Raw genomic sequence first — 17183 nt, forward strand, 5'->3', positions numbered from 1 at the left:
TCCCGACGATCTTGAATGTTCCCACATAGTTGCGGTGGCGGTTTCGTTCCATTTCCCTCCCGGTGCGTGATGCACCAATTCCAGTATCGGTTCAACCTGCTAGAGCCGGGCATAACAACGCCGAACTTCTCGTACTCGCAGGGATGCGCGCCGGTGCAACGGCGGACTCGAACGGCGCCGCCGAAAATTCCCGGACGACTTCGCCAATTTGAGTGCCTATCCTTCTCACTGCGATTCGATGGCCGTTGACGAGTGCATCGTAGCCGGCCGATACGGGCTGGCTGACTATGCTGCGGCAGGTCAATGTTCGTGAGTCGTTCGACTTGCGTACACTCCAGGTGACGTCCAGCAGCGCGTGTGAGCCCGGCCACGATTCAAAACGCTGCACGTCGACGGAGACCTGATACGTGCGAGCGTCCTCGGCGTGACCAGGCTGGTACGTGCCGGGGCCGCCCGCCTGTCGAGTCGCGGCCGCGAGCAGCGCATTGCGGATCTCGTCTGCAAGCGGCGATGCCCAGCGCTCGTCTTCCAGAATCCTGACGCGCGCCGCATCGACCTGTACGACGAACTGGCTCCTTGCGACTGAAACCGGCACCTTCACTGTGCGCATGTCGATCCGGAAGGCCGGACTGACCGTAACGTTTGCATGCGTCGGTTCGCTGTCAGTGCCGAGGGTATAGAAGCGGGCCGGCGGGGAAGCACAGGCGCTCAGCGCGGCCAGACCCATGACGGTCGCAATACGGGCGATCGCGCGCCGCGCGCGGGATTGGATCAGTTTCACCGTTGGTCTCCTTTCTTGCCGAACAGGAGCGCCTGGGGATGACGTTCCAGATAATCGGCGAGCGCATTGAGGGATTGCAGGGTGCGTGTCATTTCCTGCATCGCATCCTGGATGTCCGACTGCAGGGGCGCGGTCTGCCGGAGCGTCGTTTCGGCGGTACTGAAGGTTTTCTGCGCGGCCGCCAGTGTGTCGCGGGCTTGCGGAACGATCTCTGTGTCCATGTGCCCGAACAGCTTGTTGGCGTTTTCAAGTGCGCCGTTAAGGTTGGCTCCGATCTTGTCGAACGGCACCTGATTCAGCTTCCTCGCAATATCGGCAATCTGCACCTGAAGTTCGTCGAGGGTGTTAGGCACAGTCGGCAGTTCAATAGGATTGCGATGAACATCGACGCTCGCCCGAGGCGCTTTCGGAAACATGTCGAGCGCCACGAATAGCTGGCCTGTCAGCAGGTTGCCGGTTCGCAACTGACCGCGCATTCCCTCCATGACGAGGTTTTCCAGCAACTCATGACCACCCTGCGAGTTCGGAGCCGGTAGCGCTTCGTTGGAGCGCCGGCTGAGCCGGTCGGGATACAGCGCCATCGATACCTTCATGCTGAAACTCTTCTCCTTTTCGTTATATTCGATACCGATGTCCGTCACCTGCCCCAGCGCGATGCCTCGAAGGTCGACGGGAGCGCCGACAGACAGGCCGCGCAGCGACTGGTTGAACCGCATCACGACATTGAGCGGCGCGCCGTCGGGCTCGCGCATCGCGTCCGACTCGTCCGATGCGAGTCGGAACGCCGCCTTGTCAGCGGCCGGTTGTCCGGCGTCCTGACCCGGCGGCGACTGGAACGCCAGGCCTCCGACGACCACCGTCGCCAGAGATTGTGTATTGAGCTTCAATCCATTCGAATCGAGACGGAGGTCAACACCGCTTGCGTGCCACCACCGTGTATTGGTGCCGACATACCGGTCAAACGGGGCATTGACGAAAACATTGACAACCACGCCCGCGCCGGTCGGATCGAGCGAGAAGCCGACCACCTGGCCCACCTGGATGCGACGGTAGAAGATCGGCGCGCCGATATCGACGGAGCCCAGGGAGTCGCCCCTCAACGTATATTGATGCCCCGGCTGCCCGGACGTGACGATCGGCGGACTTTCGAGGCCGACAAATGCGGTTTGCCTTTCCGAAGACTGCCCGACGTCGACACCGATATACGCGCCGGAGAGCAGCGTACCGAGACCCGAGATTCCGTTAGCGCCCACGCGCGGGCGAACCACCCAGAAGCGCGTGCCGCGGCTTGCGAATTTTTCTGCCTGTTTGGTCAGCTCAATCGTGACGATGACGTGCTGCAGGTCCTTTGACAGCGCGACCGCCTGTACCGAACCGATCTCCACGTCCTTGTATTTGACCTTCGTTTTGCCCGCCTCCATGCCCTCAGCGTTGCTGAACGTGACCGTCACTGTCGGTCCCTTGTCGGTGACGGATTTGACTACCAGCGCCACACCGATCAGCGCACAGATGAGCGGCACTAACCAGATGAGGGAGGGAATCCAGCGTTTTCGCGGCTTGATGTCAGGTCTGGGTGGCGTGGGAAGATGCATCGCTCGGAGAGTAGTTCGCAAATATGAGGTTATTTAGGAGTGCGGACGCCGCTAGCACGGTATTCGTTCATCGCCGTGAACCACGCGCTGGCCCGCAGCGGACGTTGTCCCAGATCAGCCGCGGATCGAATTGATGCGACGCGAGCATGGTGAGAATCACCACCGCGCCGAAAGCCAGCGCGCCCGGACCGGCAGTGACAACCGCAAACGAACCGAAATGCACCAGCGCGACCGTCAGAGCGACAACGAAGACATCGAGCATCGACCACCGGCCCACGCACTCGACGAGCCGATGCAGCCTCGCGCGTTCGAGCGGCTGCCAGTCCGGACTGCGACGGGCCGCTACGATCTGCAGCGTGAGAATGGCGAGTTTGAGCATCGGCACCACGACGCTGGCTACGAACACGACGACGGCGAGTGGCCAGTCGCCTGAAGTCCAGAAGTACGCCACGCCGCCGAGGATCGTGTCGTCCTCCGAGTGGCCGAGGGATGACGCGTGCATGATCGGCAACAGATTCGCGGGTATGTAGGCGAGCGCGGCGGCAAGAACCAGACTCGACGTGCGCGTCACGCTATCGGGATGGCGCGTGTGCAGCACCGATTCGCACCGCGAGCAGCGCTGCTCTGACGACGCCGCGATGTGCTTCTGCACCAGTCCACAGGTATGACAGGCTATGAGCCCGGCGCTGCGCGCCGTCATATGCGCCGCCGGCGCGGGCTTCAGGCCGAAGAACGTCGCGGCTCGCGGGGCGCACCTGCGCTTCACTCTGGTCCAGCGGATCTCAGCGGGTTGTCGAAACTTTATTTCGTCCCGCGTCGACCAGAGCACGCGCGGGTCGAAAGTGGCGAGAAACGCCAACATCAACGTGAGTGCACCGAATGCAAACAGTCCTGGCCCAGGGATCACCTGCGCCATGCTGACCATTTTCACGATCGTGATGACCACGCCGAGCATGAACACTTCGATCATGCCCCATGGACGGATGAGCTGCACGACGCGAAGCATTCGATTGAAATGAGGTACTACCTTGCCAAGGCGCAGCGGAACGAGCACATAGAGAAGGGCGAGGAGTTCGATCAGCGGAAACAGGATCGCCGAGCAAAAGACCATCGTTGCGACGATGCGCATGTGCCCCGTCCACAACGAGCGCACCGCGCCGAATAGCGTCGCCTCCGACGTCATACCGTTGGTCTGCAGTTGTATGACCGGGAAAGCCTGCGCAATACAGAATGTGATCAAAGCTGCAACGGTGAGCGCACCAATCCGGTCGAGCGGCACGCTCGCTCCCTGCGTTCCTTCCAGGCCCGCACGGCAGCGCGAGCAGCTCGCAGTCTGCCCGCCCCGCAGCAGAGGCTTGCGAAACAGCAGATCGCACTCGTGACAGGCGATCAGTTTCTTATATTCCATACAGGGAACTGGACAACCTGAAGTTCTGGCGCGTTCGATGCACGTGAAGTCCGGCTTGACCTTCCCGTGCGTGGGCGCATTCTTATTTCGGATAGCAAACGACTGCTCCGATACCCGCCGGTACAGTCGAGGAAGAGCGGCCTGATCGGCAGGTCGCTCTTCCCGTCTTCACCGACACGCGATCATTGCGACGACGCTGTTTGCGGCTGGCCCGGCGGCAGTTCGCCCATCGCCTGGAACAGTGCGACGGTATCGTTCATGCGCTGGCTTGCCGCACGCACGGCGCCGATCCGTGCGTTGAGAAAGCGCTGCTCGCTGGCATGCTCCGCCGTTGACGGCAGCGAACCCATGCGGCGGCGCGACGCGGTATCGTCGAATCCCGCCTGCGCTGCCTGTGCCGCTGCTTCAGTCGACGCGAGTGTCTGTGCGTCGTTATCCAGCGCGGCAAGCGAATCCGCGACATTCTGGAACGCCGACAGAACGGTGGACTTGTAGTTCAGCACCGCCGCATCGTAAGCATCGATCGACGCCTTGCGGTGCGCGAACAGCGCGCCGCCATGGAAGATCGGCTGCGACAGGCTCGCACCAATGGCCCAGAGTCCGCCCGCTCCTGAGAGCACCGCCGGCCAGCTAAAGCCGCCGCGGCCCATCGAGGCCGTCAGCGACAGGCTCGGAAAGAGCTGCGCGGTCGCAGCGCCGACATCGGCGGCAGCGGCCTTCACGGCGGCGTCGGCTGCCTGAACGTCGGGGCGCGAACGCAGCAGGTCCGACGGCACCACGACGGGCACGTGTTCGGGCAACGTCAGGCTGTCGAGATCGGGAACGGCCGGGGCGTTGTCCGGCGTGCGGCCCATCAGCACCGCGAGCGCATGGATGGCTGTGGCACGCTGCTGGCGTAATGCAGGAAGACTCGCCGCAGCCGAAGCCGCATCCTGCGTCGATGCGAGCGCCTGCGCACGGGAAACTGACCCGAGTGCGTACCGCTGCTGGTCCTCGTTCGCGACCGTCCTGGCCACGGCGACGAGCCGTTCGGTGAGGGCGATCTGGCGATCGAGTGCCGCCACGCTGATCGTCGTACCGACGATGTTTGCCGCCAGCGCGCGCCGCGCCGCCTCCAGTTGATACGCCTGTACGTCTACGCGAGCGGCGCTGGCCGCATTCGCCGAACGCGTCGCACCGAACAGGTCAAAGGTGTAGGACGCGAGAACCTGTCCGGCAAAAAAGTTATAGCGAACCTCGCTGGGGCCAATGCCGGGCACAAGCGGTGAACGCCCGCGATCGACTTGTGCGGCAGCATCGATTGAAGGCAGCGTCGATGCGCCGACCTGGGCGCGCAGCTCCTGCTGCGCGGCTGCGAGCGTCCGCTGTGCAGCCCCGAGCGTGGGGCTGTTGCGCAAGCCTTCCTCGACCAGTGCACTCAGCGCGTCCGACCGGTAAAGCTGCCACCATTGCGGAACGCCCACTGCGCCGATATCGAACTGCTGCGCCACGCCGCCCGCTGCGACGGTCTTCGCCGGCTGTGCCTCGGCACCGTAGTGCGCAGGCGAAGGCATCGCCGGGGGCGCGCCGTTCGGGCCGAAAGTGCAGGCCGTCAGTGCGATGGCCACAGCCACGGCCGTCACGGATGTCTTGTAGGCGAAGCTCATCATCAAACCTCCATCTGCTCGGCGACGACCGGTTGCGTTCCGCGCTCGTCGTGCCGGACCCTGAAGCACGCCGCGTACAGCGCGGGCAGGAAGAACACGGTCAGTACCGTCGCAATCGTGATACCGCCCATCAGTGCGGTCGCCATCGGACCGAAGAAGCCCGAGCGCAGCAGCGGAATCAGCGCGAGGACGGCGGCGGCGGCGGTCAGCATGATCGGCCTGAAACGCCTTATCGTTGCGCCGATAATCGCGTCGAAGCGCGGTTGCCCTGCCGCGATATCCTGATCGATCTGGTCGACCAGAATCACGGAGTTGCGCATGATGATGCCGAACATGGCAATCACGCCCAGCAGCGCGACGAAGCCGAAGGGCTTGCCGAACAGCAGCAGCGCGGCCACGACGCCAATCAGGCCGAGCGGCGCCGTCAGCACGACGATGAAGGTCCGCGCGAAGTTCTTGAGCTGGATCATCAGCAACAACAGCACGGCGATGATCATCAACGGCATTTCGGCATTGATCGACGTCTGGCCCTTCACGCTTTCTTCGACCGCGCCGCCCACCTGAATGCGATAGCCGACCGGCAGCCTGGCGGTTTCCGCCGCGAGCGCACGTTCGATGTCGTGGGTCACGTCGATGCCCTGCGCGTCGCCGCGCACGTCCGCCTGCACCGTGATAGTCGGCTGGCGGTCACGTTGCCAGATGACGCCGTACTCGAGCGTATTGCGCACGTGTCCGAGCGAACCGAGCGGCACCGGGCCGTTGGGCGTCGGAATCGCGAGACTGGTCAGCTGCGCCGGATTGACACGTTCGCTCTTTGGCGCACGCAGATCGACGTTGATCAGCTTGTCGCGCTCGCGGTACTGCGTCACCGTGTAGCCCGATAGCGTCATCGCGAGGAAGTTCGACACGTCTTCCGACGTGACACCAAGCTGGCGCGCGCGGTTCTGATCGATCTCGAACGAGATCGAGCGCTCCGCCGGCTCGTCCCAGTCGAACTGGACGTTGCGCGTGCGGGGATCGGCGCGGACCTTGTCCGACACCGTCTGCGCAATCGATCGGACGGTCGCGATATCGTCGCCGCTCACGCGGAACTTGATCGGGAAGCCGACCGGCGGACCATTCTCGAGCCGGGAGACGCGCGCTCGCACGCCGGAGAAATCCTTCTCGAGCTTGCCGTCGAGCCAACGCATCAGTTCCTCGCGGTTTTCCACGCTTTTTGCGGTAATCACGAACTGCGCGAAATTCGGTTGTTGAAGCTGCTGGTCGAGCGTCAGGTAAAAACGCGGCGCGCCGGTGCCGACGAAGTCGACGAAGTGGTCGATCCCGGCTTTGCCGTCGAGCACCTTTTCCAGGCGCTTCGCTTCACGCAGCGTCGCCTCGAACGAGGCGCCTTCCGGCAATCGCAGATCGACCAGCAGTTCCGGCCGTTCCGAGTTCGGGAAGAACTGCTGCGGCACGCGCGTGAAGGCCAGCATGGAAATCGCGAAGAGCACGACGGTGACGCCGAGCACGACCCAGCGACGCTCGACGCACCACGCAACCCATCCCGACAGGTGCCGGTAGAAGCCGGTGTTGCCGATTTCATGCGGATCATGGTGTGCACCGCCGGGTTGAGGCTTGCGTTCCGGCAGCAGGTGATAACCCAGCAACGGCACCAGCACGACGGCCGCGAACCACGAAACGATCAGCGCGATGGCCGACACTTCGAAGATCGAACGCGTGTATTCGCCCGTGCTCGATTTGGCGAGCGCAATCGGCAGGAAGCCGCATACGGTGACGAGCGTGCCTGTGAGCATCGGGAATGCCGTGCTGGTATACGCGAACGCTGCCGAGCGCGCCCGGCTCCAGCCTTGCTCCAGCTTCACCGCCATCATTTCCACGGCAATGATCGCGTCGTCGACGAGCAGCCCCAGCGCGAGCACGAGTGTGCCGAGCGAGACCTTGTCCAGGCCGATATTGAAGATGTGCATGCACAGCGCGGTTGCCGCCAGCACGATCGGAATCGTGATCACGACGACCATGCCGGTGCGCAGACCGAGCGAGACGAGGCTCACGACCAGCACGATCGCCACCGCTTCGCCAACCGATTTCACGAACTCATCCACCGAGTGCTTCACCGCGTGCGGCATGCTCGACACCGGCGCGAGTTTCAGACCCGCCGGCAGCGTGGCCTGCAGTTCGGCGGCTTTTGCGTCGAGCGCCTTGCCGAGGTCGATCACGTCGCCGCCCTTTTGCATCGTCACGCCGATGCCGAGCACCGCCTGGCCGCCGACGCGCATCTGGGTCGCCGGCGGGTCGTCATAACCGCGTGTGATCTTCGCAATGTCGCCCAGCCGGAACGTGCGCTTGTTGATGGTGATCAGCATGTCGGAGAGCGCCTGCACATCCTTGAGCGCGCCGCTCGGCCGCACGAACACGCGGTCGTCCGCGGTCGTGATGGTGCCGACGGGCGCCACGGTGTTCTGCGCGTCGATGGCCTGCGCGAGCTGTTGCGGCGTGATCGAAAGCCGCGTGAGCTGCGCATTCGATATCTCGACGAAGATGTGCTGATCGGGGTCGCCAAAATAATCGACCTTCGCCACACCGGGTATGCGCAACAGGACTGTGCGCAGCTTGTCAGCGTAGTCGTGCAGTTGCGCCGGCGAAAAGCCGTCGCCTTCAAGCGCATAGATGTTGGTGTAGACGTCACCGAATTCGTCGTTGAAAAACGGGCCGACGGTTCCCTTCGGCAGCGTCGCGGCAATGTCGCCGACCTTCTTGCGCACCTGATACCAGGTTTCCGGCACTTCCTTGACGGGCGCGGAGTCCTTCATGGCGAAGAAGATCATCGACTCGCCAGGCCGCGAGTAGCTCTTGATGTTGTCGATGTTCGGCGCGGCCTGTAGCTGGCGGCCGATCCGGTCCGTGATCTGTTCCTGCACCTCGCGCGCAGTCGCACCAGGCCAATAGGTCTTGATCACCATCGTGCGGAAGGTGAACGGCGGGTCCTCCGACTGCGCGAGTTTCGTATAGCCGATCACGCCGAACAGCGTGGCGAGCCCGATCAGAAAGATCACGAGCTGCTGGTGACGCAGCGCCCAGGCGGAAAGATTGAAGCTGCCCTCGCCAGATTTCTCTGCCCCGGAAGACGGGACAGGCGCGCTCTCGCGCACGGGTTCTTGGTCACGGGAGTTCATGACGGGAAATCCTCCCGATGCAGGGGCGCCACCACCTGCACGTGCTGGCCCGTGCTAACGGCGTGTACGCCCTGCACCACGACGCGGTCGCCGTCGCGGAGGCCCGATGCGATGGAGACCGTGCGCTCGTCGTATCGCTGCACCGTCACAGGACGCAGCTCGAGTGTGTCGGTGCCGGTACGCACCACCCAGACAGCGGGGTGCTCGCCCTGATGAAAGAGCGCCGTCACCGGCACAGTGAACGGCTGTGCGCCCGACGCGTCACCGACGACGTCGAACGCAACGGTGGCCGTCATGCCGAGGCGCACTGCAGGGCTGGGCGCGTTCAGGGTGAGCTTGACGCGCCAGGTGCGGCTTTGCGGATCAGCACTAGGCGACACCTCGCGCACGCGGGCCTCGAAGGTCTTGCCGGGTAGCGCCGGCAGCGTTACGCGCGCCATGCTGCCGACTGTCAGCGAGCTCAGCGTGCGCTCGGGCGCGTCGCAGACGATGTCTACGTCGCCTGTCCAGTCGAGGTGATAGATGGATTGGGTTGCCTGAACGTTCTGGCCCGTGTCGGCGTCCTCCGAGGTAATCACGCCGTCGTGATCCGCAGTCAGCGTCGCATAGCGCAGATTGTCCGAGGCGAGCGCCATCTGGGCGAGCGCCGAGTCGCGCTGCGCAACAGCGGATGCGTACGCGTCCTGTGTCTGTTCGAGCTGCGCCGGTGCAATCAGGTTTGCCTGCGCCTGCGCCTGATCGCGATCGAGCTGCTGCTTCGCGTAGACGAACCGGTGTTCGGCGGCATCGAGCTGCGCTCGCGCGTTGGCCAGGTTACTGCGCAGATCGGTCGGGTCGAGCAGCGCAACAACCTGTCCCGCCTTGACGGCGTCGCCGAGGCGAACGCGCCGTTCGATGATCTTGCCGCCCACTCTGAACGAAAGCGCCGTGGAGTAGCGCGCCTGCACCTGAGCCGGCAGCGACGCACTTGCCGTGCGCCCGTCAGCGTGGACGGCCAGGGCGACCACGGGCTTCGGCTCTGGAGCGGCGGCTTCGCGCTGGTGGCATGCCGCGAGCATGACCGCGCAGCAAGCCGCAAGCACCATGCGTGCGCACTGCGGAGATTGGACGAGGGAAGGTAAGAAGCGACGCGCAGGCGCCTGCGCGATAGGGCCGGAATGTTTCACGATGTTCACAAGACGGGTGATAACCCAGGTAAGAAAGTTTCCCGATGCCGTGCAAACCCGAGTGCCAGCAAGCACGGTTCGCTATCAGCGCGGACGCATAAAACAAGCTTCGTTGATACGTTAGTGCTACTTATCGACGTGCATGTCGGTACTTGCCATCTCGATGTGCCTCCACGCAACCAGTACGTGGGGCAGCGCCCGTTCATGCGTACCGCCCGGTGATCTGCTGGTCTGTCAGTTCCGGCCGAGGACTTGGGATCGACCGCTAACGGAATTTTTTCGCTCCGTCGGCATCGTTGGGTCCTTCGTACGTCCGGTTGTCGGCGGCTCGGATGAGATTAGACCCAATACTGAGCATATTGTCAACTATGACATAAAAATCTAGAATCCAGACATCGAATAACCACGACTACGGAGCCGACATGCCACAAGCCCCCAAACCGCGCGCGAGCCGCGGACGCTCTCTCAAGGCGCCAAGTGCGTCCCGCGACCCGATCAATCGAAGCTATCCGCGCGGTGCCCGTCGCAAACGCGAGACGCGCGCGCGCCTGCTCGACGCTGCGCTGAAACTGGTCGCGGCCAAGGGTTTGAGCTCCGTCACGATTAACGAAATCACCGAGGCAGCCGACGTCGGGTTCGGCTCCTTCTATAACCACTTCGAATCCAAGGAAGGCATCTTCACGGCGCTCATCGAATGGCTGTTCGAGGAATTTGCGGATACGCTCGATCGCCTCGCCGCGGGGTTGTCCGATCCAGCGGAAGTGATCGCCGTCTCAGTCCGTCACACGCTCCTGCGGGCCTACCGCGAGCCAGTTTGGGGGCAACTTCTCATTCGCGAAGGTTTGTCGCCGCGCCTGCTCAGCAGGGGTCTCGGCCTGCGCCTGCTGCGCGATAGCGAGAAGGGCATTTCAGAAAGGCGTTTTGTGATCGCGGACCGGTTCATGTCCGTTATCACCGTGATTGGCACGGTGCTCGCGGGAATTGCCGCCGAACTGCAACTGGCCATCTCGTCGAAGCGGACCGTTCGTGCGCGAAAGGTGCTTCGCACGAAGGAGGAGAAGTTTGCCCAGCGAACCGCCGCCATTGTGTTGCAGGCGTTCGGTCTCACACGTGTAGAGGCCGAGCGGATCGCGCGACGTCCACTGCCCACCGTTCCCGATGCTCCGACCTTGCCGTGACAGTGCAACTAGCGCGGCGTTTCCGCGCCATCGCAGGTGCGGCCGCCCGGTGCGGTGTCGGGTTGGTGGGTAGGCGGGGCAGGTGCCCGGACATCGAATCGGGCGATCGCGATGCCGGTCAGCCCTGGTAAAGCGCACTCGCGAGATAGCGGTGGCGCAGTTCCCGCAATGCCGATGCGAGGATGGCGCTGACCGGCAACGCGAGCAGCACGCCGAAGAATCCGAACAGCCGCCCAAACGCCAGCAACGCAAAGATGACCGCGAGCGGATGAAGGCCGATGCGCTCGCCAACCAGTCTCGGCGTCAGCACAAAGCTTTCAAGAATCTGGCCGACGCCATACACCGCGACCACCACGGCCAGGCCATACCAGTCACCGAATTGCAGCAGCGCCGCGAGGAGCGCGAACGCGAGGCCGGTCGCAAAGCCGATGTAGGGAACGAATACGGCAAGCGCGCTAAACAGGCCGACGGGCACCGCCAGATCCAACCCTGCAATCGTCAGCACAGCCGGGTAGAACACCGCGAGCACTGCAATCACCAGCAGTTGCCCGCGAAGGTACTGCGACATCATGCAATCGATCTCTCCGACGAATTCCCGTGTCTTGCCGAGCCAGCGCCGCGGCACGAAGCTCGCCATGCGCGCGAACGCCTCGTGCCTGTCATAGAGCAGATAGAACAGGACGAGTGGCAGCAGCACCGCATTGCTCACGACATTGATCATCACGTTGCTGCTGGTGCGCAGGTACTGCCATACGGCAAGCATCGCGCCCTGCCCGTCCGCTTTGAGACGGGCCGCCAGCACCTCGCGGATATTCGTCACATCGAGCGAATAATCCAGTCCCAGAAAAGCCAGACGCGGCTTCAGCCATCCATCGAGTTTTGCGACGATAACTGGAATTTGCCTGATGAGTTCCGGCCCTTCCTTCTGGACAACTACGCACATGAGCAGCATGACGAGTGCGACGGACAGAGCAAACAAAGACATCATCACCAGCGCCGCAAGGCCGCGCGGAACGCGATGGCGTACCAGCCACTCCACGCCCGGCTGCAAAATGTATGCGACGAGCGCACCGAGCAGAAACGGCGTGAGAACGGCACGCAGGTTCCATAGCAACACGCCGGCCGCTAACGCAACGGCGCCCCAAAACAGAGATTGACGATGGTATACAGTCATAAGCGCCCCCACTGGGCGAGTGATCGAGTGGCTTTCGTCGTTGAGCCGAAGCATCGGCGGAAGTGTTTGTCTTAACCGCAGGAGCCGGCGATGCCGGGTCGCCGCGCGGCGCATCCGTCAGATCGGCGTCGCGCCGCTAGCCGCGCTGTGGGTACGCCTGTCGTCACCGTGCTGGCGCGACGGGTCTTGCGGCGTCGCCGGTTTGCTGGTGCCTGTCTGCGATTGGCCGCCGGGTTGCCCGGTGACTTCGATCCACAATGGACGCGCCATCGGATCGGGCGGCGACATCATTGCCGGTGCTGGCATCGCGGGAACGACAATCGCGATGACGCGCGGCGTGGGCATCACGGTCGTGGAACAACCGCAGACCGTCGCAACAAGCGGGAACGAGCACAGCAAGGCGAAAAAGAAGCGCGATCGGCGCGTCATTCCTGCCGCCGATGCAGCGAATCGTTCAGGTCTGGTTGAGCAGTCATGGGTGACATCTCCACGGTTGATTCAGCGTGCGCTGGCATTGCGGCGACTCGCCTACAGCAACTTCGGGGACGGGCCACTATGTGATAATATTATCACATTCGCGCGATCAGTCAATATTGATCCTAAAAATCGAGCCGCGCTGCATCCGCCATCGGCGGTACGCCGTACGCTGCGCTGCCGGTCCGACTCCCGGCCAGTTCGCAGACGCGCAGCGGGCTCAGTGCGTCAGGACGCTCGGGTGCGCGGCGAGGCGCTCGACCTCGAGTAGCGCCTGACCCAGCACATCGATAGCTCCATTCGTGGTGGAGGCCGTAGCAGCGCTGCGCAACGCGTGCTGAACGATGTCGTGAATGACGTCCGTGTTCGATGAACCGGCGTGGAGCGTAAGTTGGTGTGCCATAAGTATTCCTGCGTAAAAACGAAGCCTGTTTCGTGTGGACGCAGTATAAGCAAAGCGCGCCGCCATTCGACGCGCGCAATTATGAGTTGCGAGATCTTCAATACACGGTTTGCGTGAATCGCGAATCGCTGACATAAGAACAGCAAGCGGACGTATTCCGATACCCACGTAGCGTCTTGTCGACGAACGGCGATGGAAACGCGCATGCTCGACGGCTGATCTCGTTTGTGCAACGACCAGCGGATACCGTCGAAGCGAATTGCTGCGTGTCATTCAGACAGTCCGCACCGCCCTTGCCTCCGGACACACTAAAGAAGCACACACTGCTTCAGCGCAATCGGCTACAAGCTTGCAGCGACGGCAACTATCCGTTGCCCCGTAGATGCTTGTAAGCCGACCGTAAATGACTAGACTGGCACCAACGAACTGGCAAACAGCACTCATGCCTCGCCAGACCGTTGTTCCCCAAACGCCGCGTCTCCTGAATCCGACGCTCGATATTGAGTCTGATCATGCCAAAGTCGAAGACCTTCATCCCCGTCCCTGTTGTCGCGTCGATCTTGTCCTTCTCGACCGCCGCATTCGCTAGCAGCAGCGGTCCCCAAACCTATGAGCAAGCGGCTGTGCAACCGGTTCAGCGTCAAACGGTCGGCTACCATGACCACACGGGCGCCACTACACAACATGCAATGGACTTTCAGGCGGTGTTAGCCCGCGTGGAAGCCCAGCGGCAAGCGTTCAACAACTACGGCGGGGTGACTAGTTCGTCGGCTTTCCTCCCGTCAGACAACGTAGCGTCGGGTAGCCCCGTCGACTTCAGTACCGCGACAGCGTCCTGGCGTTACAAGGCAACCTTGGCCGCGCGTTGATACGGCTCGCGGCTGCTATTCGCGTCAAAACCAAGACAACCAACTGTAGAGAATTGAAATGAAAAAGACCTTCCTTGTACTGTTCGCCTTCCTTACCAGCACATCCGTGCTTGCGCAAAGCAATCTGCCGCAGCAATTGCCGTCGCAGCAGCCAGCGTCCGCCGGGCAACCGTCCACGAACCAGCTTTCACAGGGTGGACCGCAGCTTCCGCAACCTCCACAGCTTCCACAGATTCCGCAACTTCCGACACAAGTGTCGACGCAAGTCCCGACCCAGCTTTCGAAATAACCCCGTATGGCTGCGCAACCCGCGCAGCCATACCTGGGAGACCGGCGATTGTCGCGGCTACCCGGATTCTGTTCATCGCCGTAGGCGCATGTGATGCACGACGGCGTTTGCCGGCGATTCGTTCATGACGTCGGCAAATCGCTGGCCGCGAGACCCTGGTTGGTTGAGCAATAGACTGCTCTCAACCCTTCCTCAGCAATTCGATGAGGCGCGCGCACAGGTCGCGGACATCACGCATGGACTGCGTGTCGCGTGCGAGGGCTGCCGACGCGATGAAACGGACGATGCCGGGTTGCCGGCAAATCGAACCACAGCCCGGAGGCAGCGATGGAATGCCATGAGCGCTTCTGGAGAAACGCTGTCCCCGAAATCCGTAGGGGACGTCGCAGTATCCGAACACTATGTGGCGTCGTGCGCTGTCCTTCAATGCCGGGTAACGGACATCACGGATAGCGCTGCGCGCGCCACAGCCGGTGCGAAACTTTAGGCTCTCGTCCTTTGCCAGCTTGCTGGTTCGGCTCCGTACGCAACTCATGCATTACCAACACCCTGCGCGCCCGTTAAGGGCCCCTGGCCCGACTATGATGGAGACGGGCACGCGCTTATCATGCCCTTCACGCGCTGCCCGGGTGTAATTCAGTGGCCGGCGCAGGTAACGATGCCGGCCTCTTTGTATCCACGAAGCACTGATCACCGCGTGGCCGCCAGTACGCGCACCGGAATCGACTTCGCGCCCGGCACCTTGCTCTCTTTCGCGTAGTGCCATAGCGGCAGCAGCGGATTGCATTCCGGGTAATAGCCGCCGATGCATCCCTGCGGCACGTCGAACGGCACGACGGTCAGTCCGTCGACGTGCCGCTCGACGCCGTCGTCCGCGATCGTCTCGAGGCAGATGCGGTCGCCGTGCGCGAGTCCGCGCTTCTCCATGTCGGCCCGATTCATCAGAATCACCATGCGCGAACCCTTGATGCCTCTGAAGCGGTCGTCGAGGCCATAGATGGTCGTGTTGAACTGGCTGTCGCTGCGCAAGGTCATCAACCGCAGCGAATCGGGCTCACGCGCGGGCATGTCCGGATCTTCGCCGATCGAAGTCGGCACCATGAATTCGGCCTTGCCGCTTTTGGTCTTCCACTTGCGCTCCCGCGCCGGCAGCGGCCGGATCACGCCGCCGGGTGTCCACATACGCGCCTCGAAATCACCGAACATCTCGGGCCATGTCTTCGACATCTCCAGACGCACGCGCGAATAGTCGTCGCGCCATGCATCCCAGTCGACGCTCGAACGCTCGCCGAGCGTCGCCTTCGCCATGCCCGCGACGATGAACGGCTCCGAGCGGATCGTCGGCGCGGCCGGTTCGGCCATGCCACGCGAGCCATGAAAGTGCGCCGTGCTGTCTTCCATCGACACCGCCTGCGCGCCGCCCGCCTGCCGGTCGATCTCGATGCGGCTCAGACACGGCAGCAGATACGAGCGCTGGCCGTGCACCAGGTGGCTGCGATTGAGCTTGGTCGCCACGTTGACGGTCAACCCGAGCGCGGCCCACGCCGGTTCGGTGCGCACCCGGTCGGGCACCGAGCGCACGAGGTTGCCGCCGAGGTTGATCATCGCGTTGACCTTGCCGTCGAGCATCGCCTCGAAGGCCTCGACGATGTTCATGCCTTTCTCGCGCGGCGGCTCGAACGAAAACTGTCTGGCCAATTGATCGAGCGGCGCGAGCTCCGGCTTTTCGGTAATGCCGACCGTGCGCTGCCCCTGCACGTTCGAATGCCCGCGCACCGGCGACGGCCCCGCGCCCGGCTTGCCGATATTGCCGCGCAGCAGCAGCAGATTGCACAGCATGCGCACGTTCTGCACGCCCATCCGATGCTGCGTGAGACCCATGCCGTAATGGATGATCACCGCGTTTGCCTTCATGTACTCGTCGGCGGCTGCCTGGAGCGCGTCGCGCGGCAATCCGCTCACTCGCTCGATGTCGTCCCAGTTCGCGTCGCGCGCGTACTGAGCGAATTGCTCGTAGCCGTTCGTATGCTCGCGGATGAAATCGACGTCGACGACGCGCGCATCGCCCGTGCTCACCGCGCGATCGTCCGCTTCGATGACGAGCTTGCAGATGCCGAGGATCGCGGCGGTATCGCCACCCGTCTTCACCTGGTGGTATTGCGTGCTGATCTGCGTATCGCTGGGTGTGAGCATCTCCAACGCTGACTGCGGGTTTGCGAAATGCAGCAGCCCCGGCTCGCGTAGCGGATTGAACGTGATGATCGGCACGCCGCGTTTGCGCGCGTCCTGCAACTGATGCAGCATGCGCGGGCTATTGGTGCCGACGTTCTGGCCGAAGAAAAACATCAGGTCGGTCTTCTCGAAGTCGTCGAGCGAGACTGTACCGACGCCCACGCCAATCGCTTCCTTGAGGCCGACGCTGGTGCTTTCGTGGCACATGTTCGAGCTGTCGGGCAGATTGTTGGTGCCGTACATGCGCGCGAAAAGCTGCAGCATGTACGAGGTTTCCAGCGAAGCGCGGCCCGACGTGTAGAACACCACGCTGGCCGGGTCCAGCGTGCGCAGCTCGGCGCCGATCGCATCGAATGCTTGCTGCCACGGCACCGGCACGTAGCGGTCGGTAGCCGGGTCGTAGCGCAGCGGCTCGGTCAACCGCCCCGCTTCCTCGAGATCGTGGTCGTGCCATTTGGCGAGCTCGCTGACCGTGTGGACCTCGAAGAAATCGGGCGTTACACGTTTGGCCGTCAGATCCCACGCGGTCGCTTTCGCACCGCTTTCGCAAAACTCGAACGTATGCGGATCGGCCGGCTTCGCCCACGAGCAGCTGACACACATGAAACCGTCGGGCTTATTCTGATGCATCAGAACCTGGCTATCCTTCAGCGGTGCTTTTTCCTGCAGCAGGATTGTCGCCACCGCCTTGACCGACCCCCATCCGCCCGACGCGTAGGGATACGCGTCGCTTTTGTCTTCCTTGTTCATGAGTCCACCCGTTTGGCCATAAATGTCACGTCATGACGTATTAGC

12 protein-coding genes are annotated in these 17183 nt (G+C 62.8%); 2 read left to right on the forward strand and 10 right to left on the reverse strand.

Going from position 1 to position 17183, the window contains the following annotated elements; genetic code table 11:
• Positions 1-91: 91 nt before the first annotated feature.
• The 6 genes from OKW35_RS16385 to OKW35_RS16410 form a co-directional block, all read right to left on the reverse strand.
• Complete coding sequence (locus OKW35_RS16385; RefSeq protein ID WP_429552576.1) at positions 92-781, reverse strand: PqiC family protein; 690 nt, start codon at positions 779-781, stop codon at positions 92-94.
• Positions 778-2373 carry an intermembrane transport protein PqiB gene (locus OKW35_RS16390; RefSeq protein WP_184059137.1) on the reverse strand — a complete coding sequence of 532 codons (1596 nt, stop codon included), beginning with the start codon at positions 2371-2373 and terminating at the stop codon, positions 778-780. Before OKW35_RS16390 ends, OKW35_RS16385 begins: the two co-directional genes overlap by 4 nt.
• Before the next feature lie 67 nt (positions 2374-2440).
• On the reverse strand, positions 2441-3781 hold the full coding sequence (locus tag OKW35_RS16395) for a paraquat-inducible protein A (protein ID WP_429552577.1): 1341 nt from the start codon (positions 3779-3781) through the stop codon (positions 2441-2443).
• A gap of 182 nt (positions 3782-3963) precedes the next feature.
• Positions 3964-5427 (reverse strand): efflux transporter outer membrane subunit, encoded by a 1464-nt coding sequence (locus OKW35_RS16400; RefSeq protein ID WP_429552798.1) that lies wholly within the window; start codon positions 5425-5427, stop codon positions 3964-3966.
• Positions 5428-5429: 2 nt separating this feature from the next.
• Positions 5430-8603 carry an efflux RND transporter permease subunit gene (locus tag OKW35_RS16405; RefSeq protein ID WP_429552578.1) on the reverse strand — a complete coding sequence of 1058 codons (3174 nt, stop codon included), beginning with the start codon at positions 8601-8603 and terminating at the stop codon, positions 5430-5432.
• Positions 8600-9688, reverse strand: coding sequence for an efflux RND transporter periplasmic adaptor subunit (locus OKW35_RS16410; protein ID WP_429552579.1), 1089 nt, complete (start codon positions 9686-9688; stop codon positions 8600-8602). The genes OKW35_RS16405 and OKW35_RS16410 overlap by 4 nt, the downstream gene beginning before the upstream one ends.
• Before the next feature lie 503 nt (positions 9689-10191).
• Between OKW35_RS16410 and OKW35_RS16415 the strand changes: the two genes are divergently transcribed.
• The gene (locus OKW35_RS16415; protein ID WP_429552580.1) at positions 10192-10947 is read left to right on the forward strand and encodes a TetR/AcrR family transcriptional regulator; all 756 of its coding nucleotides are present in this window, start codon (positions 10192-10194) and stop codon (positions 10945-10947) included.
• Positions 10948-11065: 118 nt separating this feature from the next.
• Here the strand turns inward: OKW35_RS16415 and OKW35_RS16420 are convergent, their stop codons facing one another.
• The 3 genes from OKW35_RS16420 to OKW35_RS16430 all read right to left on the reverse strand — a co-directional run bounded on the left by OKW35_RS16420 (position 11066) and on the right by OKW35_RS16430 (position 12998).
• A complete protein-coding gene (locus tag OKW35_RS16420) occupies positions 11066-12121 on the reverse strand; it encodes an AI-2E family transporter (protein ID WP_429552581.1) in 1056 nt (351 codons plus the stop codon).
• A gap of 117 nt (positions 12122-12238) precedes the next feature.
• Positions 12239-12550 carry a hypothetical protein gene (locus OKW35_RS16425; protein WP_429552582.1) on the reverse strand — a complete coding sequence of 104 codons (312 nt, stop codon included), beginning with the start codon at positions 12548-12550 and terminating at the stop codon, positions 12239-12241.
• A gap of 265 nt (positions 12551-12815) precedes the next feature.
• Positions 12816-12998, reverse strand: a complete 183-nt coding sequence (locus OKW35_RS16430; RefSeq protein ID WP_090811799.1) for a hypothetical protein — start codon at positions 12996-12998, stop codon at positions 12816-12818.
• Positions 12999-13925: 927 nt separating this feature from the next.
• Between OKW35_RS16430 and OKW35_RS16435 the strand changes: the two genes are divergently transcribed.
• Positions 13926-14156: a hypothetical protein gene (locus OKW35_RS16435; RefSeq protein ID WP_429552583.1), complete on the forward strand. Its 231-nt coding sequence runs from the start codon at positions 13926-13928 to the stop codon at positions 14154-14156.
• A 690-nt stretch (positions 14157-14846) separates the two neighbouring features.
• Here the strand turns inward: OKW35_RS16435 and OKW35_RS16440 are convergent.
• A complete protein-coding gene (locus OKW35_RS16440; protein ID WP_429552584.1) occupies positions 14847-17138 on the reverse strand; it encodes an FdhF/YdeP family oxidoreductase in 2292 nt (763 codons plus the stop codon).
• Positions 17139-17183 lie beyond the last annotated feature (45 nt).

The organism is Paraburkholderia sp. MM5477-R1 (genome assembly GCF_050436385.1).
In the GTDB taxonomy this organism is placed as follows: Bacteria; Pseudomonadota; Gammaproteobacteria; order Burkholderiales; family Burkholderiaceae; genus Paraburkholderia; species Paraburkholderia tuberum.